Source organism: Cetobacterium sp. (assembly GCF_977044495.1).
In genome coordinates, this window is the sequence record NZ_CDRRQU010000038.1 from 1 (window position 1) to 23689 (window position 23689).

Below are 23689 nucleotides of genomic sequence, written 5' to 3' on the forward strand. Positions count from 1 at the left end.
TGACGCCGAGTTAAATTCGTATTATTCTAAAGAAAATATTAGTATTAAAAGTAAAAAATATTAAATCTATTAATCTAGAAAAATTACTGAGGTTTACACAAAGATTTAAACACTCTCTGGCGTGAATAATTCACGCCATTTTTTAATCACTACTCTCCAAAATATATTTTTAGTAAAAGTCTTATATAATCCTCATCACTCAATTTATTAGGATTATACTCTGTGCATATATCACTTTTTATATCTTCCAATATCTCTGGAATTTTAATTTTAAACTCTTCAAAATCTATTCCCAAATCTTTCAAAGATTTTTCTATTCCCAGATTTTCTTTTAATTTTTTTATAAATCCATTGAATAGATTTTTTCCATTCTCATCATCATTGGGATTAAAATCTAAAAGTTTTGCAAGTTCACTGTATTTTTTCCAAGCCTTTGTATTAGCTTCGACTATATATGGCATTATTATGGCATTAGCTCTTCCATGTGATATATGAAATTTAGCTCCAATAGAGTGAGCTACACTATGATTAATTCCCAAAGATGAATTATTAAATGCTATTCCAGCCATACAGGAAGCATACTGTACTTTTTCTCTTGGAAGTAATAGCTGTGGATTATTAAAGTGATTCAATAAATTTTCTTTGATAATTTTTATAGCTTCTTTAGCTGACGAATCTGTGAATGGCGTTGCTATCGTAGAAACAAAAGCCTCTAGTGCATGAGTTAAAACATCCATTCCTGTATCTGCTATTATTTTAGATGGAAGTGTTTTCATAAACTCTGGATTTAATATAGCTAAATCTGGTAGCATTTCCTCATTAGCTAGAGCAATTTTTTTATCTCCTCTAGTTATAACGCTATATGATGTTACTTCTGATCCCGTTCCACTTGTTGTCGGTATTGCAATAAAATAGGGCTTTGTTCTTTTTATTTTTAGTTCATCCTCTATTTTTAAGTTGAAATATAAAATACCTTTACAAGCATCTATTGGTGATCCACCACCCAATCCTATCACACATTCTGGAGAAAAATAAACAATCTCTTTCAATCCTCTTTCCACTATTTCTATTGTTGGGTTTGGAGTTACATCTTGAAATATTTTTACTTTCGAATTTTTAGGTAATTTTTCTAAAATTTTATCCACTATTTTCAAATCTACCATAGCTTTATCTGTCACTATAAAATAACTCGAATACTCTAACGTTTTTAAATAATCTAAAGAATCTTCACCTAGTTTTATTTTTGGTTTTATGAAGTACTCTCTCATAACCTCACCTACTTCTGATCCATCCAGTTAGCTGGATAGACAACATAGATAAATTTAGCATACTCTGTAGCTTTAAATTTTATACTTGATCCCTTTGGAATTAAAAGAACATCTCCCTTTTCACCTGTAATTGTTCTTCCATCTATTACAATTTCTAACTTACCATCTATCACATAATCAATCTCATCATAATTTAATGTCCAATCGAAAGTACTCTTTATCATCTCCATCATACCAGCACCAATTCTAGGACTTTCTTCTAAAGAAAATAAATCTGTTACATAAACTTGATCCTGAGGATTTCCTGTATCAAATTTTACTTTTTCTATTTTTTCAGCTTTTACAACAGCTACACCTGATGAATCTATATACTTTATACTTTTTTCCCCTTTTAACTCTTTTTCTATAACTTTTCTAATTATTTTTTCTAATTCTAACTCATCTATATTTATCATTTCGCTTCACCCTCTATATTTTTGAACATAAACTTCGCTAAAATGACCGCTGTTATACCACCTACTAACTTTCCAACAACCATTGGAAATATCATCTGTGAATCTACTCCCGCAGTAAACCCTAAGTGATCTCCAAATACAAAAGCACCACTTACAGCAAATGCTACGTTTATTATTTTACCTCTTTTATCCATATCTTTCATTAAGCCAAACATTGGAATGTTATTAGCTAAGGTTGCTATTAATCCTGCTGCCGCTTTCTCATTCATTCCTAAAGATTCGCCAAGTTTTGTAAGTGGCTTATTTAAAACCCTAGTTAAAAATAATACCAATGGAAATGCTCCAGCTAATGTTATCGCAATACTTCCTACAATTTCTATCCCATCTGTTATTGGAGCCATCCCCGGAATGACAACAATTCCTGTCAGTGTTTCAATTATTGATGCAGCAAGTCCAATTGTTATGACTATGACCACACCTTTTCCAAAAACTGTAAATCCATTTGTCATTTTCTCAGGTATTTTCCAAAGTCCTAAAGATATCAAAGCTGAGAATATTATTATTGGAAGAATATTAGAGACCACCAGTTCCAAAGGGAATCCTGCTGTCAAGCCTCCTGCTAAACAACCAATCGGAATCGTAATCATACCTGCTAATATACCTTTTGCTAAATACGGTCTATCCTCTTTCTCAATTATTCCCAGTGCTACTGGAATTGTAAAAACTAGAGTTGGTCCCATCATTGCCCCTAGTATTAGTCCCGCAAACTTTCCAGCTTCAGGTGAAAGTGCCAATTCCATTGCCAATGGATATCCACCCATATCATTTGCTAATAGTGTTGTAGCAAACATTGCTGGGTCTGCTCCAAGCATTGTATAAGCTGGTGAAATTATTGGACGAAGTATTTTTGCCAATACCGGTGCAAGTGATATTACTCCCACCATTGCTAAAGCTAGGGCACCCATTGCCATAATTCCCTCTTCAAATTTCTCACCATAACCAAACCTATTTCCAAAACATTTATCAATTGCCCCAATTATCATAAATAAGACCATTATATAGATGATAATCTCATTAATACCCATTATTCATATCCCCCTTTATTTTTTTTAAAACTTCATTAACAACTATTTCATCTGATACATTAAACTCTTTAAGTAACATGGATTTTATTCTCTCTTCTAGGCCTTTACAACCAGTAGATGTGTACTTAATTTTTATTCCTTTATTCTTTAAATAGTCATTTACTTTAGGAAGAAGAATCATATCCTTTGACATATTTAACTCATTGTCAACTATAAATTCTTCTACATTTTCTAAGGTAATAAGTTTCTTTTTCATCTATTCACCTTCCTCAAATCCATCTATAATGCCTATTGTCACCGCATCAATTGGTATATTTTCATTTTCTAAAACTTTTCTCGCTCCACTTCCCTTTGTTATAAGAACCATATCTCCTGTTCCAGCACCAATATAATCACATACAACTATTTTTTCACCGCTTTCAAGTTGAGCTATCATAAATTTCAAACCATTCAAAGACTCATCTTTCCTTGTTGCCCAAACATTTCCAATAATCTTTCCTATAACCATAAAATCACCCTTTTTTTAGTTTTAAAGTCGAATTTTTTAAATATTCCTGAGCTGAGTCTGTTATAAAAATTGTATTTGAAATGACTATCTCATCTATCGCTTCTCTTTCCATCTCTTTTACATCCTTTAGTGTCATAACTTTTTTATCGAAATATTTTCTTCTTTTAGTAGCCTCTAAATAATCGAAAATTTCTATTTTTTTAATAATTTTTACCCCCATAGCTTTCAATTCATTTTCATAATTTATATACTTATCGGCTATTTTTTTAACATTGCAACTATAACTTCGCCAAGATATACCTTCTTCTACTAAATATACGCTTTTATTTTTTAATAGCGATTTTATTATTAGCTCCGTTTTTGGGTTCATATATGTTCCATTTGAAATAGAAAATAACTCATCAATCTCTAATGAAAGAATCAATACTTTAGCACTTTCATCAGAAAGCTCAAATTTTTTTTCTATTTCTTTTCTAATTATTAAATCCTCGCCTAAAAGGGTTATTTTCTCTTTTATAGTTTGTCCCTTAAATGTATTTTTTTCTCCTATATATTTCTCTATCTCTCTTTTTATGATATCCAGTAATTCTTTTTCACTCATAAATCTCTCCATATGAGTCTTTAGTTAAAAAACAAGCGTTTGCCTCATCATAATCTATATGCATATTTAAGGAAAATCTGTCACTTACTCTCACAACAACATCTTCAAAAATTATTGGTCTTAAACTACCGCAAATTTTTACTTTCACCTTGTCCTTATCTTTTAAGTTTAACCTTCTTGAATCCTCTTCTGTCATATGAATATGATTTTTAGCTACAATCACACCTTCCTTTAACTTTAAGTATCTATCACCATTTGTTATTAAAATTCCTGGAGTATCTTTTGTACTTCCAGATTCTCTCAAAACAGGAGTTACTCCTAAAATTCTTGTATCTGTTACAGAGAGTTCAACTTGGGTACTCCCTCTAAATGGTCCTAAAACTACCACTCCTTCAATTATTCCCTTCGGTCCAATCAATCTAACTCTTTCTTTACACGCATACTGTCCAGGTTGTGATAAATCTTTTACTTTATTAAATTGGTATCTCTCTCCAAATAAAACCTCAGCATCTTCTTCAGAAAGATGAATATGTCTGCCTGAAGCCTCTATTGGAATTCTTTTTAAATTTTCATTATCTTTTTGATTCAATTCTTTCTCTACAGCATCCTTCACCAATTTTACAATTTTATCGATTTCCATACTCCCCTGTCACCCCTCTCAACATCATTATATAGATAGCACTGCTTAATCTATTCAGTGCTAACAGTATATCTCTTCTTTCAATTGTTCCATTTTCCTTAACAAAAGCTTCTACACCCTTAATTTCTAACTCTCTTGACAGCGCTCTCATCTCATTTAGCTTTATAACTGTATAGCTATCTTTTGAACATATTCCAAAAAGGTGTTCCCTATTAAAATATTTTTTAGGATTATGAGATATATCTCTAATTTCATCTAAGCTTTTCTCCAAAACTCTTATATCAACTAATGCCTCTCCTATAACCTCTGAAACCAAAATATTTTTTATAAATTTTTCAACACTTTCTAAATCTTTTTGCAATTTTGTGTTCTTTATCTCCTCTAATTCTTTCATTAGAACTAACCAACGACTTTGAAAAGAATCTATTACACCTCTAAAAATTATTCTTTTATCATCTTTTTTTACCAAAATATTCCCGTATATTTGAGTCATATATTCTGGTTTTTCAACATATAATTCTCCGAGCACTCCTTTGTACTTAGGCTTTGATTCCTCATTTCCTATCTTTTTAACTTCCTCGACTCCATTATGTTTCCCAACTATTTTATCAACTACTTTTATATTTTTATCTATTAAAAATTGTCTTGCTGAGGGAGTTAAAATTGTTCCTTTTTCCAAACAAATCTCTTTTATATTTTCATCTTTCTTATAAAGAGATCTTAATCTTTCCTCTGTTAGAACCATAAGTACCTCTCCTATCTATTTAATATATCTGATACTATCCTCTTTATCATCTCTTCCAGTTTATCTTGGGATACTTCGCAACTTTTTTTCTCTCCCTTTATATCCTCCAACTCTCTAACTCCCCAAGCAACCCTTCTTATATTTATAAGATTCAATGGAGTTATATTGTCAGAGGTTGAACTTCCACCAACTGCACCGCAACCTAAGGTAAGTGCAGGAGCAAGATTAGTTGTTCCTCCGATTCCACCCAAAGCTCCCGGCGTATTAACTAAAAGTCTTGAAACAGGTTTTTTTAAGGCAAATTCTCTTATAATCTGATTATCTTCAGAATGAATAACCATAGTGTGTCCTTTTCCTTCTACATTTAATATTTCAATAGACCTTTCACACGCCTCTTCCCAGCTGTTTTCAACATAAAATGCTAAAATTGGAGCTAATTTCTCCCTCGAGTATGGATTTCTTTTTGAAACCTCACACTCTTCTGAAATTAAAACTTTAGTATTACACGGAATATTTATTCCTGCCATCTGCGCAAGTCTTAAAGCGCTCTTTCCCACAATTTGCGGATTCATAGTTCCATTACTTCTCAAAATAAAATTAGCCAACTTTTTAGATTCCTCTGAATTTAGGAAATATCCACCTTGAGCTATTAACTCCTCTTTAACTTTTTCCTTTATCACTTTCTCGACAATAATTGACTGCTCTGAAGCACATATAACACCATTATCGAAAGTTTTACTATCTAAAATTCTCTTTACAGCTAATTTTATATTTGCACTTTTCTCTATAAATGCTGGTCCATTTCCTGGTCCAACTCCTATTGCTGGATTTCCTGAACTATATGCAGCTTTTACCATAGCTTCTCCACCAGTAGCTAAAATCAATGCTGTATCCTCATGTTTCATTAGCTCCTCTGTTGCATCCATAGTGATTGTTTTCACCACACCTATTAATCCTTCTGGTACTCCTGCCTTTTCCGCAATCTCTTTCAATAGATTAGCTGTTTCAATTATACAATTTTTAGCATTTGGATGCGGACTTATTACTATTCCATTTCCAGCTTTCAACGATATCAATGTTTTATAAATTGTTGTAGATGTAGGATTTGTAGATGGAATTAGTCCAGCTATAACACCTAATGGTACTCCAATTTCTAAAACTCCATTTTCATTTTTTAACTCACCAATAGTTTTCATATCTTTTATATACTCATGTAGATATTCTGAAGCAAACCTATTTTTTAAAACTTTATCTTGCCAATTTCCAAAACCAGTCTCTTCAACAGCCATCTTAGCTAACTTTTCATTGTATACTTTTATTCCTTTTACCATAGAATTTATAATGCTATCTATCTTCTCTTGAGAGAATGTAGCATAAATCTTCTGAGCTTCTTTTGATTTTCTTATTAAATCTCGTACCTCTTGTCTTGACATTAAATCTCTATCCATTTTGCCTCCCTACTAAAACTTAAATATAATCAAGTATATTTTCAACTGGGTTATTTATTTTACTGATATCCATATATTTATAAGGTAATCCTGTAACTAAAACTATCGCCTCATCTATAGAACTCGTTTCTCCTCCCACAACAAAATAACATTTTCCTGCTAGTGTCCATCCTAAAACTAATTTAACTATATCTACATCAATACTTTTAATCACATGATCTAAAACTTTAACACCATCAGCTATATTTAAAAATTCAACTACCCCTATTGCTTTAAACTTTTTATCTTCTCTTTTTCTATTCAGTGCTTCCAAAAGTTTTTCACTTACTCCAGAAATAATTTGCTTACAACGTTCTCCCGTTAAATTTTTTAATCCATCTTTAACTGAAGAGTTATCTCCATAAACTATAAAATAATATTTCCCAGGACAAGTTACTCCAGCCTTATATATTTTTAATTCATTAAATTTTACAATTTTATCCAACTCTTCAATTCCTTTTGGAATACTATTAAATTCAACTATGCCTAATGCCTTCATCTCTTCCCCTTTCATTATTTTTAGGGAGTGACTAACATATCACTCCCTAAAATATTTTCTTACTTTGCTTCTTTTGGTAAAATTGCCTCTACATCTGAGTGTGGTCTTGGAATTACGTGAACAGAGATTAACTCTCCAATTCTATCTGCTGCCGCTGCCCCAGCATCTGTTGCTGCTTTTACAGCCCCAACATCTCCTCTAACTAAAACACTCACAAGTCCTCCTCCAACAATCTCTTTTCCTATTAAAGTTACGTTTGCTGCTTTCACCATTGCGTCTGCTGCCTCTATCGCTGCTACTAATCCTCTTGTTTCTACCATTCCTAATGCATTTAAAGTTGCCATAAATATCCTCTCCTTATCTATTTTTTAGTTTTATCTCTTCTATTTACTGCTGATTTTGTTTCTACTTCTTCTACTAAATCTTCTACTATCTCTTTATTTCCCTCTGGAAGCTCTATAACTATCTCTTCCTCTACTATCTCTTCTGTTGGAACCCCTTTTTTTTCTACAGTTTTATGTTCTCTTTTTTTTTCTAACATATTGTATACTTCTTCAGTTGGTCTTGGTATTACATGACTTCCCATGTAAACTCCTAATTTTTTTACCGCTTCAGCAGCAGCTTCCACTGCAACTTTTACAGCTCCAACATCACCAACTATTTCAACTGTCACTATTCCACCTTTTACAAGATGTCTATTTAGAACTTCTACATCTGCCGTTTTACACGCCACATCCACAGCTTCTATCGCTCCAACCATTCCTCTTGTTTCAATCATTCCCAATGCTTTCATAATTTAAACAACTCCTTTTAGAACTTTAGTGGATTTTGAGCAACATATTTCACAGCGTCAGCAAAGGCATCACACGCCGCTTTACACGCCGATTGACTTCCTGTTAAAAGCCCTCCTCCAAAGTTAGTTTCTGATGGTGGTCCAAAAAAAGCTGCTAATCTTACATCTGCTGCCTTCAATGCCACATCAAGTGCATACATAGCTTCCAAAGGTGGTGCTATTAGATATGCTAAAGCTTCTCCCTCTGGTACTCCGGCAGTTTTCGATAAATAACTTCCTGTTCTTGAAACACAGTGAGCATAATATGCAATTGTATCGTCATCATTAGCACTATAAAAACACGCTTCGTTTTCTATAAAATCTACTATTGCATTCAATCCACTTTTCACTTCAGCTGGCGTCGGTCCAGCTATTATTCCAATAACTTCTCCAGCTAATTTTGTATTTGCATTAGCCGCTCCACCATAAAATGATCTACCGTAAACCACTTCAACTTCTGACATTTTTGTTGCATGATCTAGTGCTGTATATGTTACATCATCACAATCCGCTGTAACTATTCCAATACTCTTATACCCTTTTGGAAGTTTAAATTCTTCCGCCATTTTATCATCTACATTTGGTATTAGCTTAACTGCTAAAACACTTGGTTTTATAGGATCGTTTACCATTTTTTCCTCCTTATAATTTTAAATCTTGTCCGCTTGCTTTAGCGTCTAGTATTTTTTTAATTATGTGTGCCACATGTGCCCCTGCTTCCACTGCTGGAGTCCCCTTTTCATGTATATTCGATACAACTGTTCTCTTAGCTTCTGGTATTCCCACATAGCCTTTATATGTTATATATGCACTCATACTTTCCGCAGTTGCTAATCCGGGTCTCTCTCCTATTAATACACAAGTTACTGTTGCACCTAGCGTTTCAGTTACATCATCCGAAGCTGCAACCCTTCCGTACTTTAAGAAAAATGGTGTCCCTGTATCTATTCCATAAGCTTTTAGTCCATTTAGTAACGCTGGAAGTATATTTTCAACGTTTGCTTCTACCGCTGTTGAGCTAAGACCATCTGAAACATAAACTTGTACTGTCGGATTTTGTTTACATCTCTCTTTTAAAACTTTTACTGCTTCATCTGATAACCTTCTTCCCAAATCTGGTCTTGTTATATACTCATCTTTAGAGTTACACCTTGTTTGAACAGTAAAAAGATTATTTTTAGCTAATACCTCATCTGAAACATCTGTGAATACAGCATCTTGTGCTGAAGCATGGTCAGCTCTAAACCTCAACATTGTCGCTGTTGTATATCTTGTTCCCGCTCTTCCAATTCCAACCCTTGCTGGTGTTTTTCGTTTATATTTTAATAGCTCATCTCGATTTTTTGGATTTTTTACATCTATAACCTCTCTCAAATCAATCTTAGTTATATCCTCTACCTCTTCCAAATTAGAAAGTGTTTTCTCTACTTTTTCTTTTACTTTTTCTAGAGACTTTCCCTCCCCATCTATCTCTTTTAAAACTTGTGATATTATATCTTTCAACTCTTTTTCAGAAATCATTATTCTCTCCTCCTATAAAAATAGTGATGCATCTCCTGCAAGATTTGTTAAATTTCCATCTTCATCTCTAATACCTACTTTTTCTAGCCACTCCTCAAACTCTTTTATAGGTTTAACATTTAATGTCTCTCTTAAAGTCTGAATATCATGATATCCTGTAGTTTGATAGTTTAACATAATATCATCTCCAGCTGGGACTCCCATGAAATAGTTACATCCAGCTGCTGTCAATAAAACTGCTAAGTTTTCAATATCATTTTGATCTGCCTTCATATGGTTAGTATAACAAACATCAACTCCCATAGATAATCCGTGAAGTTTCCCCATAAAATGATCCTCTAATCCAGCTCTTGTAACTTGCTTACTATCATAAAGATATTCTGGACCTATGAATCCAACTACGGTATTAACTATAAATGGATCATATTTTTTAGCAAATCCATAACATCTTGCTTCCATTGTCAATTGATCTACACCATTGTGCCCATCTGAAGAAAGTTCAGAACCTTGCCCCGTTTCAAAATACATTACGTTTGGTCCAGCTGCCGTTCCATGAGTTAGTGCTAATTGCCTCGCCTCTTCTATCATGTCTCCCGTTATTCCAAATGCTTCATTTGATTTTTGTGATCCGGCTATACTTTGAAATATTAAATCTGTAGGAGCTCCTTTTCTTATAGCTTCCATCTGAGTCGTTACATGAGCCAATACGCAAATCTGTGTCGGTATATGAAACTTCTTTTTTATCTCATCAAATCTTTGTAGAACTCTGACAACGCTATCAACAGTGTCATCAACTGGATTTAATCCTATTAAAGCATCTCCAACTCCATAACTCAGCCCTTCTAACAATGAAATCATTATCCCATCTGGATCATCTGTTGTATGATTAGGTTGCAATCTAGCTGCTAAAATTCCTTTTCCTCCAATTGTTGTGTTACAATGTTTTTTTACTTGAATTTTACTCGCTGCTCTAATCAAATCCAGATTCGACATCAGCTTTGTAACTGCTGCTATCATCTCTGAAGTCAACCCTCTTCTTAACCACTGGATCTCTCTATCTCCATTTTCAGTAGCCAGTAACCATTCTCTTAATTCACCAACAGTCCACTCTTTTATCTCTTCATACACCTTTAAATTTAAAGCATCTATTATAATTCTTGTAACCTCATCTTGATCATAAGGAACGGCTGGATTTTCCTTAAACTCTTTAAGTTTTATATTAGATAATACCTCTTTTGCCGCAACTCTTTCTTTTGTACTTTTTGCTGCTATTCCAGCTAACTCATCACCTGATTTCTCTTCATTTGCTTTGGCCATAACATCATATAAATTTTCAAATACGTAATCTTGGCCAAAAAGTTTTGTGTGTAATCTCATTTAACTCACCCCAATCTATATTTTTTATTTAATAACTTAAAACTAACGTTTTCACAATTACTGGCAGCACGTTTCCACTTCCAAGAGGCAGCCCAATATCCACAAAATCGCCATCATTAACTTTTATCCCGTCTATACAAACTATTGGAATTCTATTTTCACATTCTAATATTAGGCACTGCCCTAAAACTTTTCCTATATCTTCTTCCACTATAATAACTAATCTCTTAAATCGTCTCATCACCTCGTAAATATTTTTAGATATCTCCTGTATATCTTTATATTTAAGTCCTTTTCTACCACTTAATCCAATGGCTACATCTTGATATCCATCATCTGTTTTAAACCATTCTAATTTTTTTTCTAAAAACTTTACTAAATTTTTATAATCAAAATTTTTATCTGTATCATTTATTTTCAAGACAGGAAGATTTTTTATTGGAAGAACCTCTCTAGCGTAACTTATTGTACTCCCACTTATCTCAGTTGTATGTGAACCTGCTCCTACAACCGTAGCTCTTATAGTTTCTCCCAATTTCACTATATTTATTTTTTCTTTTTCAAACTTTCTTTTTATACAAACTCCCAAAAGTGGACCAATATCATCATAGATGTAGTAATTTTTCTCTTCAGGCTCAGTGTAAATGAAATCGGCTACACCTCCTGAAAAACTAATAAAGTCGCCTTTCAATAGTGTTCTGTAATCTTTATCTGTTATAAATAACTTATACTCTTCACTTTTTGTCTGAATATTTTTCACTGCTTCCAAAAGAATTTCAGCTATTTTATCACATAAAATTTCTAAATCTCTTTCATTAGCAATCTCTCCGACTTTTAAACTTTTTAAATTTAGGTTTTCAATAAGCTTTTCATATTTTTTAAAAATATATGTTATCTTCAGACTATTTTTTTCGAATTTTATTAATCTGCCACCTATATCCAAACAATTTGTATCTTCAACTTCCCCTTTATCAAATAAGGAGATATTCGTTGTTCCACCACCTATGTCTAAGTTATAGATACTTGTATTATTTTCCTCTGAAAACTTCATAGCTCCTGAACCTTTTCCAGATATTATGCTTTCTAAATCTGGTCCAGCTGTCGCTACAACAAAATCTCCAGCCATCCCGCTTAAGGCTTTTAAAACCTCTCTTGCGTTACTCTTTCTGGCTGTTTCTCCAGTTATTATCACAGCTCCAGTACTTATTTTTTCTCTAGGAACCTTAGAGAGTTCGTATTCATCTGTCAATATTTTTTTTAAAGCTTCTATATCGATCTCATAAGAATTTATAAGAGGGGTCGTATAGATTTTACTTCTATAAAAGATTTCTTTGTCTACAATTTTTATTTGAGGAACTCGTGCGCCAGAAGACAGATTTTCTAAAGTTATTTTTGAAAAAACTAATTGAGTTGTAGATGTTCCAATATCAATCCCCACACTTATAATCTCTTCCTTCACTAAATTTACCTCCTAATTAGAACAAAAAAAGCTAAAGATATATAGTTAAACACTATACTCTTTAGCTTCTTTGCTATTTTTAAAATATACAACTTTGTACATTTAATATTCATTTTTTATTTCAAATTTAACTGTCGTTCCTTTTCCTACTTCACTTGTAATCTGAAGATTACCCTTTAACTGTTCTTTTATTATCTTTTCGACTATCATCAATCCTAAGCCAGAGGATGATATTTTTTCCTGAGGAATCCCGACCCCGTTGTCAGAAATTGTAATTCTCGAAAAAAAGTGGTCCTTCTGGATAAATATTTTCACTTTTCCAGCTATATCTTCTGGAAAAGCATAATCTACTATATTTTGGATAATTTCATTGATTACTAAAGCAATTGCTGTCGCTTTTTCAGATGAAATATTAAAGTTATCTCCAATAATAGTAAACTCTATTTTTTCTTTTTTGTCAATAGTTTTTGTCGAATAATTTTTGTATATTAAGTCAACTATTTCTCTTATATTAAGATTATCAAACCCTTTTTCGGACAAAACTTCATGTGTTATAGCTATACTTAAAATTCGACTAATAGTCTCATCTAGAATTTTTTTAACTTCTCTATTTTTAGACCTTCTACTTTGGATTCTTAATAAACTAGCAATTGTTTGTAAATTATTTTTTACTCGGTGATGTATCTCTTTTATCGCCACAGATTTTAACATTATCTCTTGTTCTTTACTTTTTTCCTGTGTTATATCTCTAATTATCATAATCACATTTTGTCTTTTTTTATTCTCTAATGTTGCAAAATAACTAACTGATAAAACCATATCTAATCTACTTATTTCAATCACATCTATTTTTTTATTTTGTAGTATATTTCTAAATTCTACACTATTGATTGCTATATTTTGAAATGTTTCTCCTACAATATTTTTTCCAAATCCCATTTTTTCATAAATAGATTTAGCTACTCCATTGGCATAAGTTACCGTTTCACTGTTATTAAATATCACTATTCCATCTTTTACCAATTCTGGTATCGTGTACCGAGTTTCTAAAAAACTACTCATCAATTCTTCTGGAGTTTCCACGTCTCCTATTTTTAAAAGAGTTTTCTTTTTATCAGAATGCTCCAATATCAAAACACCAATTACTTCATTATTTTCGTTTTTTATAGCAACTACATTTTGTAAAACTATCTCTCCCTCTTGAGTTATAGCTTTATAATTTTTAGAGGGCATCCCTGTCTGTAAAGTCCTTAAAACAGCTGGTTCATTTTTATAAAGAGCTATCTCCCCCGCTATATTTTTGGAATACATACTTCCTGTTTCGGGCTTAGAATGATGTACAACCAAAGCCTTTTCTTCATCCTTCGTGGGGCAATCTATGAATGTATCCACTCCTAAAACATTACTTAAAATTATAGCTGTCTCCTCCAATTTCTGTATCTTATCTATATCCTGCGTAGTCAGAGTTGCACACATTTTACAGTAAGTTTTTATCATAAAAGTTCTCCAGTAGTATTTATAATTTCAGCTAATTGAGATATTGAAATTCTTTTTTCCATACTTATCTTTCTCATCTTTGCATATGCTTCATCTTCAGTCAAAGAGTATTTACACATTAAAATACCTTTAGCTTTCTCCAGCAGTTTTCTATCTCTCAATTTTTTTTCACTCAACTCTAGAGCATTTTTTAACTTTATTTTTTCATTGTAATTTTTATAGAGTAAATCTATTTGTGATAGAAGTATTTTTTCATCCAATGGTTTTATTAGATATCCTGAAACATCATATTCTGTGGCCTCTTTTATATAGTTTTCCATGCTGTAAGCCGTCAACATAATTATGCAATTTTTATATTCCTTCTCTTTTAAAATTTTTGCGACATTTGTTCCCAAAAGAAATGGCATCTTTAAATCTAAAAGTAAAATATCTGGCGTATGTTTTAAAGCTAATTCAACTGCTTCTAATCCATCTTTAGCCTCTCCTAAAACATCATATTCATTTTCTTTTAAAATCTCTACAAGATCCATCCTTATCAAGGAATCATCCTCTGCTACAACGACACTCTTTCTCATCAACTCACCCCAAAAAAGTTTTTAAACACTCCACTCCTTTTAAACCTTTTAAGTCTAAACGAAATATCCTTTCAACTCCCGCATTCTCTAATATCTTTTCGGCATCTTTACAATTTTCTTTCAAATCAATTTTAGTTATTACTCCTAAAACTTTTTTTCCTAAAAACATACTCGCAAAATTTGGTGGATACAAGTTCTCCTCATCTATTGCTGATTGAATTAATATTATGATATCCGCATCTATCGAAACAACATTTAAAGCTTTATAGTACACTTTATTTTCCAAATATTCTCCCGGCGTATCAATTATTTTCCCAGCATAATCTACCATTTGTGTTTTTCTATATTCAACTTTTTGATTATTCAAAATTTGAGTCAGTGTTGTCTTTCCACTCCCAGTTTTTCCTATCAACATTATTTTCATATCTTAGGACCTCGATATGCTTGTAATCGAAAAATTTAAGGATGCCTTCAAATATTCCATAATTGCTTCTAAAGAGCTTTCTATACTCGAAACGTCCCCTGTTATAACCAAAGTTCCACTAAATCTATCTAAAAAACCTATCTCCACAGCCCCAGATTTAGTTGCTATATCCGCCGCTATTATAGCTGCCTCCCCTGGTGTAATTGTCAAAATCCCTATAGCATTTTTATTTTCAACGTTTAATCCCATTTTTTTATAGATATCTAAATTGGGATGAGCTATCAAATGTGCTAACGTTACTTGCTTTCCCGGTACATATTCCTGAATCATTCTAACTTTTTCCATGATTATACCTCTTTTGTTTTTATTTTACTTTATTTGTTTACAATTAAATCATAAACGTCGACTTTTTTCAAGAGTAAAATATTTTAATTACTATTCTTATCAAATTTATCCTCTAACCAGTCTTTTCCTTCTACAAATCTTGCCACTAACATAGCTGCCACAGTATCTCCACTCGCATTTATCATTGTCGCCGGTGGATCAACTAAATATCCTATTGTAGCTATTATTGGAAAGGCTTCAGGCGGGAATCCATACATTGTTACTATTAGCATCTCTCCAATCAATCCGCCACCGGGAACTCCTGACATAACAACTCCTCCAGCTATAGATAAAAGTATTGCACTTATGTAAGTCCCAATGCCTTCAAACGGAACTTGAAATACTCCAAATAGAAAGGAAATTTTTAAAATCGTACTTAATACTGTTCCATCCATATGAGCCGTAGCTCCAATTGGAAGAACTATTTCTCTAATATCTTTAGGTACACCTATTTTTTCACACGCTTCTAAATTCACTGGTAGAGTCGCTAAACTACTCTGTGTTGCTACTGCTGTTACCGCTGGTGGAATTATAAACCTCAATGATTTAACTCCTTTTTTTCCACCTGCAATATATGCGTATATTGGAAATGCTGTCACAAAATATAGTAGACAAAGCGGATAATAAATAGCCAGAGCTCTTGCATAAGAACCCAAAAGTTCTTGTCCGTACTCTCCTATTAGGGCTGCAAAATATGCCCCAAGTCCAATTGGTGCATACAACATAAGTAAATCAACTATCTTTAAGAAAACATCTGCTAAAGCGTCTAATCCCTGAGAAATTACTTTTCCCTTTTCTCCTATTTTATTGACACACGCTCCAAATATTAAACTAAATATTATAAGTGGTAACATATTTTTTCTGGATATTAAAAGTGGAAAATCTGTAACCGTCAACGCCGAAACAATTTGATCCCCTGTAGAAAATGGTTTTAATGCCTCAGTTGCAGATATATTTAAAGCTACTCCACTCGCCGGTGGATAAAAATAAACCACAAATAAAATCAGTACAGAGGCAATAGCTCCCGTTGAAACAAAAACTACCAAGAGCGTTTTTAATATCTTTTTTAATCTTGCCATGTCTGTCATACTCGATATCGAACTACTTATGGTAACAAAAACTAAAGGAACAACTATAGTGAACATTCCATTTATAAACAAATCTCCCAAGGGCTTAAAAACCTTAGCTTTAGCTCCCATCCTTATCCCTATTAAACTTCCTAGAAATATGGAACCTAATAAAATTATTGAAAATCTATACGATTTCCATATTTTTTGCATTCTACTTTCTTTCATAAAATCCCCCTCTATTATTTTTGCTAAGATTATACCACACTAGTTTTTATAGAAGCAAAAAAACTTTATTTTAATTAATTATCCAATATGAGCTTTTAAAAGACTTTAATCTATTTATACTTTTTTATTGACGTATTCTTAATTTCATGATATACTCATCATAGTAAGTATATCGCGGGATAGAGCAGTTGGCAGCTCGTCGGGCTCATAACCCGAAGGTCGTTGGTTCAAATCCAGCTCCCGCCACCAATTTTTATAAAGATTTTTAACTGTCATTTCTGACAGTTACAGACTGTAGACAAATGGCTATCAGATATTTATTATTCGATAGCCATTTTTTTATTTTTATGAATTTATAGTTACTTTTAAAAAAATTAGCATTGAAGAAGTCTTTTCTAAACTTCCACATTGCTAATTTTTTTAAATTCATACACGCAAACTTGAGAGTGAGCTCCATTTTTACTTTCGCTAACCCTCTGTATTGTGTATATCTCATTCCATGTAGTTCTTTCGCGTCAGCGAAAACTCTTTCAATGGTTTGACTCCTAAGAGAATAAATCTCTTTAATTCCTATCGTGTGCCTTATATCTTCTACTTTCTCCAAGTACTCTTCCCATACGTGTCTAGCAACTATTTTAGTCTTGTTTTTACTCTCTGTACATTTTTTAAAAACTGACATTTTTTACAAATCTTTTGATTACTTTTATATTCTTTATATCCCTCTCCTATTAGTAGTACTATATTTCAATATCTCATTATTAGGACATATGTAACAATTATAATACTCATCATAAACATATTCATATTTTTTAAAAAATCCTTCTTTTGTCATAGGTCTTTTATATGGAAAAATTGGAGTTCTATTGTCGTCTATTATTAGCTTTGCTATAGCAGGAGTTCCATATCCCGAATCAGCAACTATATTTTTAATATTAGGATAAGAGAGTGTTATTTGTTGATAAAGTTCTGCAAAAGATGAAGAATCATGACAGTTTCCAGGAGTTAAGACAAAACCTAGAACAAAGTTATTTCTATCACAGGCTGTATTCGCGCTATACACAGATACTTTTTTGTGTTCGCCTTTATGAAATACCCCGCATTCAGGATCAGTCTTGCTTATCTTAATTCTTTTTATATCAGTTTTTTTATCAAAATTTAAAGTTTTTTTTATTAATTTCTCTATCTTTAGAAATTTCTTCCTGAAGAGAAGATTCATAAAATTTAGCGCTGACTTCAACAAATTTACTAATACTTTTTTTATTATTGGCGTTTGCTTTTATATGAGTTCCATCAACAAATATGTTTTCCTCATCAAGGAAATTACATTTAGCAACTTCAACAAGAATTTGTTTAAAAATTTCGTCAAAAATATCAGTTCCTTCAAATCGTCTTTTATAGTTTTTACCAAAAGTTGAAAAATGGGGAATTTGTTCATCAAATCCATAACCAAGATACCATCTGTATGCAATATTAACTTGTATCTCTTTAATAGTTTGTCTCATAGAACGAATTCCAAAGATATATTGAATCATAATTATTTTAAAAAGAACTATAGGATCGATACTTTCAGTACCATAAGGACTGTACAAATGTTTAACTTTATCATAAATGAATGATAAATCAATAGCTTTGTCAATTTTTCTAATAATGTGATTTTCAGGAAGAAGATTATCCAAATTAATAGTTTTAAGCGCATTTCTTTCATCAGCGTTTTTAATTCCCATCATAAATTAAATCGCCTCCTTATTTAAAAATATTATATCAAAAAATTCGAAAAAAAAAGCTGTAGACAGTTGCTCGTCTACAGCCTGAAGCAGGCAGAAAAACATTCTGCCTGCTTTTTTGCTTACCAGTATAATATTGAAGTTAGTATACTTTATTTTTTTCTTAAAATCAATAGAAAATCTAGGAATCCTACATTAAAAAGTTTTTTCTAAAAGATTCTTTTTATAAATTGTTTTATTATTGTATTTTAATTTTATTCCAACAACTTCATATGTTATATCAATTACAGAAAAAGAATTCATATAAGGTGAACTTAATGTTGGAGTTGTTGAATTATTAAATTTTTTGATTTGATTTGTTATTACTAAAAAATCAATAGTAAAATTATTTATTTTATAATTATTCTTTTTCATAACATCTTTAGGCATATCGATAACAATTTTTTCATAATCATCACCTTTTATATAACGTTTTGGGTATTCAATTTTTTCTAAATATGCAGTTGTTCCAATAGTATGGGAGGTTGAAACATTTTTAATAACTCCTAAAGCATTGCTTCTTAAATATTTTCCTTCTCTAGCTTTTTTTGTTAAATCTATTAAAACTCCAGGAGTAATATATAATTTTTCAGTTTCAGGATTATAATTAATATTAATTTCACTTCCTTTTTTATTAAAAACAAGAACTTTATCAAAAGTTTCTTTAATTTTTTCTAGCTTCAATAAATTATTTTTTATCAAATCAAATTCAGTTTCATACTTTTTTTTATTTTTATATATAGAGTCTAATTGTTTTTTTAGATTCAAGTCTCTATTAACAATAGCTTTAGGATCTGAATAATTTTTAAAATTGTCATTATTTAGAATGTTGTTAACTTCATTTTTAACAAAATGTTGCTTATAGCTTCTTAAATTTTCAGCATTTTTCATATCAGCTCCAAATGGTTTTTTTTCAAAACTATAATGTATTCTATTTCGATCATTAACATTATATGTTAAACCTATAACTTCAAAATCTGTTGGATCTAAATCAAAATATTCAAACCAAGCAGCATTATGAAACTTTAAAGCTTCTTTAGAGTAACCATCTTTATTAAGATCATATTTATTGTATCCATCTTTATCATATCCCTGTTGATTATAACCATCTTTATTATAGCCTTTTTTGTTGTAGATAGTTAAAGTTTCTTTATTAACTCCTTCAATATTGAATCCATTTCTATCGTAACCATGCATATCATAACCATTAACATCATATTTTGTTCCTGTTTTTATATTTATTCCTTGAGTATTAAATTCAGAATTTGTACAACCTAAAACTAATATAAAACTCAAGCTAAATAATATTTTTTTCATAATCTTCTCCTAATTTTACATAAATATTTATCAGTATTAATATAAAAATTATTAATAACAATTTTAAGATTTTTAAAATGTTAAGTTAATTATTAATTTTGATCTTTCATTTTATAATGTATTTTAGCATTAAAAATAGTTAAAGAAATACTTTCATGCACATCATTTATTTTTAAATATTGTTCAAACTTTTCTGTTTTGTCAAGAGTAGTAATATCTAAAACTAATTGTTCTATTTCATTCATTGTTTTACTTAATACTACAAGTTTATTAGTTGTTAAAAATGTTATTTTTTTAGTTCCTATAATATTTGTATAATTTAAAATTTTAAATTTTTCTATTTCTATTTCATTTAAAAGATTTTGAAAATCGAGTTCAGCTTCTTTAGTTGTTGGAAATTTAGTTATTTGATATATTTGACTATAATCCTTCAGTGTAAAAATTTTATTACTTACACCATCCTCAAATTTTTCAATTTTTATTTCATTGGCTCCATATTGTTCTTCAAACTTTGCCATTGTTGTAAATGATATTAAAACTCCAAATATAAAAATTATTTTTTTCATACATTCCCTCCATAATTGATAGATTTAACAGTATAAATAAAGTATAAAATATACTTTATTTTGAAGTCAAATAAAAAATAAAATTTTTTTAATTAATTATTTCTTTAATTTGGAGATTATTGTAATTTAAGTATTTACAAATTTGAATTAATATATTATATATAAATACATGTAATATATTAATTTAAAAAGGAGAACTATAAATGAATTTAATTCAAGGACAGACAATTATATTTAACAGAAAAAAACTTTTGAATATTTAAATTCTTTAGGAAGAGGAGGAACTGGAGATACACATTTATTTTTAGATAAAACAACTGATATTAAATTTGCAATAAAAAAATATTTACCTTATAAAACTGAATTTAAAAAGGAACTTTATGAAAGATTTGTAAATGAGATTAAAATTTTATTTAAAATTTCTCATCCGAATATAGTTAGAATATACAATTATTATTTATATCCTGAGGTTTATGCAGGATATTTACAAATGGAGTATATTCAAGGAGTCTCGATTGAAGAATATGATCAAGTTTTTCCATGGGATAAAACTTGGGAAGATATTTTTGTTGAAACAATTAGAGCCTTTAAATATTTAGAATCTCAAAAAATATTACATAGAGATATCAGAGCATCAAATATAATGAGAACTTTCGATTAAAATGTTAAAGTTATTGATTTTGGATTTGGGAAAATGTTAAACATATCAACAGATGAAAATGAGAATAATAGTGTTTTGTTAAAGTGGCCTGTTACAGAATTTCCTAAAGAGATATCAGAGGAAAAAAACTATACCCAGCAATCAGAAATATATTTTTTTAGGTAAAATTTTTGATTCTACATTAAAGAAGAAAAAACAATATAAAAATTTTAGATATAAAGATATTTTAGAAAAAATGACTAAAATAGATTTAATAGAAAGATACAATTCATTCGAAGATATAGAACAAGATATATCATCAGATTTATTTAATGATATTGAATTTAATGAATTGGATAAGAAAATTTATAATGAGTTTACAAAATTTCGTGAGTGATATTTGTAAGTTTTTACTTGAAGATAGTTTCTCTATTTTCTAGCCGATAACTGTTACCTTTTAGATTGAATACCTGGCATCTGTAAACTAACCGATCTAATATTGCAGCGGCTAGAGCTTCATCTTGAAGAAGCTCTGTCCATTGACTAAAATCTTTATTTGATGTTATACAAATTGATGTTTTTTCATGAAGTCCACTTACGATTTCAAAGAATAGATTAGCATCTTCCTTGGTTAGTGGAATATATCCAACTTCATCTATCATTAGTAAATCACATTTATTTAAGCGATTTATTACCTCTTTTGATTTTCTGCAACCATCCTTATTCTTTAAAAAATATATTAATTCACTCATAGTAAGAAAAAGAACGTGATATCCTAATTCTACAGCGCGGTAGCCTAACACTATCATCAAATGCGACTTTCCTACCCCAGGTGGTCCTAAGAAAATTAAGTTGTACATATTATCAATCCATTTCATTTCTTTTAAAATATTTATTTTAGTTTTATCAATAGATTTTTGAAAAGTTGTATCAAAAGTTTCTATCTCTTTTGGATAAGGAAACCTTGCTCTTTTAATTCGATTTCTTAAAGCATCTTTTTCTTTTCGCTCAACTTCAGCTTTCAGTATCTTAAAAAGAAATTCTTTGTACGTTTCGCTTCCTTGTTCTGCTTCTTCGATAAATTTCATAATGCTAGTTTTTAAAGTAGAAAGTTTTAGTTGGTTTGCCATATCTCTTAAAATGTCTAAATCATTCATAGTCCTTCCTCCTGAATATTGTGGTATTCTAAAATACTACGTGTATTTACATCACAAATTTTAGCAATCAAATCATTTTGTGAAGATTCTTCTTTTTTTATGGGTAAAGCATATTATTTAACTTTCAAAGTTAAAGTTGCTAATGACATATCTCCTTTTAAAAGAGAATATTCAACTCTTCCAATTAAAGAGTTTAAAGAAAATTCATTCCCTAAAATTTGTAACTTAACTAAATTTCTTCTAACATTTTTAGGGTCAGAAACTATCAATTTTTCAATATATTCTATTAATTTATCGTTAGATTTAAACTGTTTAAATACTTCAGTTTTAAGCTCTGAAATTCCTTTATCTATTTGTCTATGATATGGGTCTTTTTGTATTAATTTACCTTTTCCAGTAGTTATTTTATATGAAACTATTAAGTTTAAATCCAATGTTTTAATTTCGAGTAGATTTCCAACAATATTTAAAACTACATCTTTATGAGCGCTGTATGTTCCTTTAGGCAAGGAATATCTATTACCTTCATAAGAAATCGTATTGTCTTTTTTTACTCTATGTTGTATAATTTGGATGTCTTTAGATAAGTGCTTATCAGAAAGGTATTGTCTTTCCAGGGAAAATACTTCTGATGGCACTTTTTTTGTTGTCTGATGAGTTTTTGTATTCCCAGTTCGCTCTAACCATCTATGAAAAGCTGCATTGAGGTTATCAATCCCTTCGTATGTTCTATGATTAGCAAAATTGAACTTAAAGTATTTAACAACAGCTTCTATTTTTCCCTTACTTTCTGAATCATAAGGTTTACAAAACACAGGTTTAAATTTAACTTTTTCAACATATTCTTCAAAAGTTTTACAGAGTTTAAAAGTTCCATCTTCATTTTCATTTATTAACGCTACTTTCGTTCTATCATATACAATTTCTTCTGGAATTCCACCAAAGTACTGAAAGGCTTTATTATGTACATCCACAAAATCTTGAGCATTAAATGGTTTATCTTGCCAATAACCATATTTATATCTTGAATGTGATAATACCATTGCAAAAGTCCACACTTTTACGGGTTTATTTTCAATATCGTAAAGAATAATTTCTCCAAAGTCTACTTGCGCTTGCTTCCCCATAGGAAGTTCTTCTACAGCTACATATTCTTGTTCTTTAATTTTAAATAATTTAAAAAAATTAATTAAAAAAAATTCACTAGAAACTTTTATTCAGAATAATTCTGAATTAATTAATATTTTTGTAAAAGGAACATATACATATACTGTAGAAAAAAATATAACTATAAAATTAGTAAAAGATTTTTATTCTTTTCTTTATGAAATTAATTCAAATCAAAGAGCTATTGTTTTAGAAAATCTATATTCTAGATTAGCAACAATAAAAACAATAAATGATGATGATTTTCCATTTTAAATGAGAGTGTTTAACTCTTTGTGTAAACCTCAGTAATTTTTCTAGATTAATATATTTAATATTTTTTACTTTTAATACTAATATTTTTTTTAGAATAATACGAATTTAACTCGGCGTCAGGGTTTTTCTTTTGACGCCTTTTCTATTTTTTCAATAAATTTGCTAATATTGT

27 protein-coding genes, 1 tRNA gene and 2 pseudogenes are annotated in these 23689 nt (G+C 30.4%); 4 read left to right on the forward strand and 26 right to left on the reverse strand.

Annotated features, from left to right (window positions below; translation table 11 throughout):
• Positions 1 to 149: 149 nt before the first annotated feature.
• From ACWI69_RS09225 to ACWI69_RS09325, 21 genes are all read right to left on the reverse strand, one after another.
• Complete coding sequence (locus ACWI69_RS09225) at positions 150 to 1268, reverse strand: 1-propanol dehydrogenase PduQ (protein ID WP_448821552.1); 1119 nt, start codon at positions 1266 to 1268, stop codon at positions 150 to 152.
• 8 nt (positions 1269 to 1276) lie between these two features.
• Positions 1277 to 1723 carry a cupin domain-containing protein gene (locus tag ACWI69_RS09230; RefSeq protein ID WP_448821553.1) on the reverse strand — a complete coding sequence of 149 codons (447 nt, stop codon included), beginning with the start codon at positions 1721 to 1723 and terminating at the stop codon, positions 1277 to 1279.
• Positions 1720 to 2808 (reverse strand): ethanolamine utilization protein EutH, encoded by a 1089-nt coding sequence (gene eutH / locus ACWI69_RS09235; RefSeq protein ID WP_448821554.1) that lies wholly within the window; start codon positions 2806 to 2808, stop codon positions 1720 to 1722. Before eutH ends, ACWI69_RS09230 begins: the two co-directional genes overlap by 4 nt.
• Complete coding sequence (locus ACWI69_RS09240; protein WP_448821555.1) at positions 2798 to 3064, reverse strand: hypothetical protein; 267 nt, start codon at positions 3062 to 3064, stop codon at positions 2798 to 2800. The genes eutH and ACWI69_RS09240 overlap by 11 nt, the downstream gene beginning before the upstream one ends.
• Positions 3065 to 3316 (reverse strand): EutN/CcmL family microcompartment protein, encoded by a 252-nt coding sequence (locus ACWI69_RS09245; protein WP_448821556.1) that lies wholly within the window; start codon positions 3314 to 3316, stop codon positions 3065 to 3067. It lies immediately after the preceding gene.
• Positions 3317 to 3320: 4 nt separating this feature from the next.
• Positions 3321 to 3917, reverse strand: a complete 597-nt coding sequence (locus ACWI69_RS09250) for a hypothetical protein (protein ID WP_448821557.1) — start codon at positions 3915 to 3917, stop codon at positions 3321 to 3323.
• On the reverse strand, positions 3910 to 4557 hold the full coding sequence (gene pduL, locus ACWI69_RS09255) for a phosphate propanoyltransferase (RefSeq protein ID WP_448821558.1): 648 nt from the start codon (positions 4555 to 4557) through the stop codon (positions 3910 to 3912). The genes ACWI69_RS09250 and pduL overlap by 8 nt, the downstream gene beginning before the upstream one ends.
• A complete protein-coding gene (locus ACWI69_RS09260) occupies positions 4544 to 5302 on the reverse strand; it encodes an ethanolamine utilization protein (protein ID WP_448821559.1) in 759 nt (252 codons plus the stop codon). The genes pduL and ACWI69_RS09260 overlap by 14 nt, the downstream gene beginning before the upstream one ends.
• A gap of 11 nt (positions 5303 to 5313) precedes the next feature.
• Positions 5314 to 6750, reverse strand: a complete 1437-nt coding sequence (locus ACWI69_RS09265) for an acetaldehyde dehydrogenase (acetylating) (RefSeq protein ID WP_448821560.1) — start codon at positions 6748 to 6750, stop codon at positions 5314 to 5316.
• 19 nt (positions 6751 to 6769) lie between these two features.
• Entirely contained in the window at positions 6770 to 7288 is a 519-nt protein-coding gene (locus ACWI69_RS09270) for a BMC domain-containing protein (RefSeq protein ID WP_448821561.1), read from the reverse strand.
• Between the two features lie 59 nt (positions 7289 to 7347).
• Positions 7348 to 7632 carry an ethanolamine utilization microcompartment protein EutM gene (gene eutM / locus ACWI69_RS09275; RefSeq protein WP_023050577.1) on the reverse strand — a complete coding sequence of 95 codons (285 nt, stop codon included), beginning with the start codon at positions 7630 to 7632 and terminating at the stop codon, positions 7348 to 7350.
• Between the two features lie 17 nt (positions 7633 to 7649).
• Entirely contained in the window at positions 7650 to 8081 is a 432-nt protein-coding gene (locus ACWI69_RS09280) for a BMC domain-containing protein (RefSeq protein ID WP_448821562.1), read from the reverse strand.
• Between the two features lie 17 nt (positions 8082 to 8098).
• Positions 8099 to 8752, reverse strand: coding sequence for an ethanolamine utilization microcompartment protein EutL (gene eutL, locus ACWI69_RS09285; protein WP_448821563.1), 654 nt, complete (start codon positions 8750 to 8752; stop codon positions 8099 to 8101).
• Positions 8753 to 8762: 10 nt separating this feature from the next.
• Entirely contained in the window at positions 8763 to 9641 is an 879-nt protein-coding gene (eutC, locus tag ACWI69_RS09290; RefSeq protein WP_448821564.1) for an ethanolamine ammonia-lyase subunit EutC, read from the reverse strand.
• Positions 9642 to 9653: 12 nt separating this feature from the next.
• Positions 9654 to 11018: an ethanolamine ammonia-lyase subunit EutB gene (locus ACWI69_RS09295; protein WP_448821565.1), complete on the reverse strand. Its 1365-nt coding sequence runs from the start codon at positions 11016 to 11018 to the stop codon at positions 9654 to 9656.
• A 28-nt stretch (positions 11019 to 11046) separates the two neighbouring features.
• Entirely contained in the window at positions 11047 to 12477 is a 1431-nt protein-coding gene (gene eutA, locus ACWI69_RS09300) for an ethanolamine ammonia-lyase reactivating factor EutA (protein WP_448821566.1), read from the reverse strand.
• A gap of 102 nt (positions 12478 to 12579) precedes the next feature.
• Entirely contained in the window at positions 12580 to 13974 is a 1395-nt protein-coding gene (locus ACWI69_RS09305) for a sensor histidine kinase (protein WP_448821567.1), read from the reverse strand.
• Positions 13971 to 14549, reverse strand: coding sequence for an ANTAR domain-containing response regulator (locus ACWI69_RS09310; protein ID WP_448821568.1), 579 nt, complete (start codon positions 14547 to 14549; stop codon positions 13971 to 13973). Before ACWI69_RS09310 ends, ACWI69_RS09305 begins: the two co-directional genes overlap by 4 nt.
• A gap of 4 nt (positions 14550 to 14553) precedes the next feature.
• Entirely contained in the window at positions 14554 to 14973 is a 420-nt protein-coding gene (locus ACWI69_RS09315) for a EutP/PduV family microcompartment system protein (protein ID WP_448821569.1), read from the reverse strand.
• A 3-nt stretch (positions 14974 to 14976) separates the two neighbouring features.
• The gene (gene eutS, locus ACWI69_RS09320) at positions 14977 to 15318 is read right to left on the reverse strand and encodes an ethanolamine utilization microcompartment protein EutS (protein ID WP_448821570.1); all 342 of its coding nucleotides are present in this window, start codon (positions 15316 to 15318) and stop codon (positions 14977 to 14979) included.
• Between the two features lie 83 nt (positions 15319 to 15401).
• Entirely contained in the window at positions 15402 to 16652 is a 1251-nt protein-coding gene (locus ACWI69_RS09325) for a dicarboxylate/amino acid:cation symporter (protein WP_448821571.1), read from the reverse strand.
• 173 nt (positions 16653 to 16825) lie between these two features.
• On the opposite strand from ACWI69_RS09325, the gene ACWI69_RS09330 reads away from it, so the two are divergent.
• A tRNA-Met gene (locus ACWI69_RS09330) sits at positions 16826 to 16901 on the forward strand.
• A gap of 16 nt (positions 16902 to 16917) precedes the next feature.
• On the opposite strand, the pseudogene ACWI69_RS09335 reads toward ACWI69_RS09330, so the two are convergent.
• The 3 genes and pseudogenes from ACWI69_RS09335 to ACWI69_RS09345 all read right to left on the reverse strand — a co-directional run bounded on the left by ACWI69_RS09335 (position 16918) and on the right by ACWI69_RS09345 (position 20298).
• A pseudogene (locus ACWI69_RS09335) lies at positions 16918 to 18379 on the reverse strand (IS1182 family transposase).
• 192 nt (positions 18380 to 18571) lie between these two features.
• Positions 18572 to 19732: a hypothetical protein gene (locus tag ACWI69_RS09340; protein WP_448821572.1), complete on the reverse strand. Its 1161-nt coding sequence runs from the start codon at positions 19730 to 19732 to the stop codon at positions 18572 to 18574.
• Between the two features lie 92 nt (positions 19733 to 19824).
• A complete protein-coding gene (locus tag ACWI69_RS09345; RefSeq protein ID WP_448821573.1) occupies positions 19825 to 20298 on the reverse strand; it encodes a hypothetical protein in 474 nt (157 codons plus the stop codon).
• 265 nt (positions 20299 to 20563) lie between these two features.
• Here ACWI69_RS09345 and ACWI69_RS09350 point away from each other — a divergent pair.
• The 3 genes and pseudogenes from ACWI69_RS09350 to ACWI69_RS09360 all read left to right on the forward strand — a co-directional run.
• A pseudogene (locus tag ACWI69_RS09350) lies at positions 20564 to 20959 on the forward strand (protein kinase family protein); the annotation flags it as partial.
• Between the two features lie 33 nt (positions 20960 to 20992).
• A complete protein-coding gene (locus tag ACWI69_RS09355) occupies positions 20993 to 21124 on the forward strand; it encodes a hypothetical protein (RefSeq protein WP_448821574.1) in 132 nt (43 codons plus the stop codon).
• 70 nt (positions 21125 to 21194) lie between these two features.
• Positions 21195 to 21335 (forward strand): hypothetical protein, encoded by a 141-nt coding sequence (locus ACWI69_RS09360; protein ID WP_448821575.1) that lies wholly within the window; start codon positions 21195 to 21197, stop codon positions 21333 to 21335.
• A 13-nt stretch (positions 21336 to 21348) separates the two neighbouring features.
• On the opposite strand, the gene istB is transcribed toward ACWI69_RS09360, so the two are convergent.
• Together istB and ACWI69_RS09370 are read right to left on the reverse strand one after the other, a co-directional pair.
• Positions 21349 to 22095: an IS21-like element helper ATPase IstB gene (gene istB / locus ACWI69_RS09365; RefSeq protein WP_448821576.1), complete on the reverse strand. Its 747-nt coding sequence runs from the start codon at positions 22093 to 22095 to the stop codon at positions 21349 to 21351.
• A 113-nt stretch (positions 22096 to 22208) separates the two neighbouring features.
• Positions 22209 to 23222, reverse strand: a complete 1014-nt coding sequence (locus tag ACWI69_RS09370; RefSeq protein WP_448821577.1) for an IS21/IS408/IS1162 family transposase — start codon at positions 23220 to 23222, stop codon at positions 22209 to 22211.
• Positions 23223 to 23689: the final 467 nt, after the last annotated feature.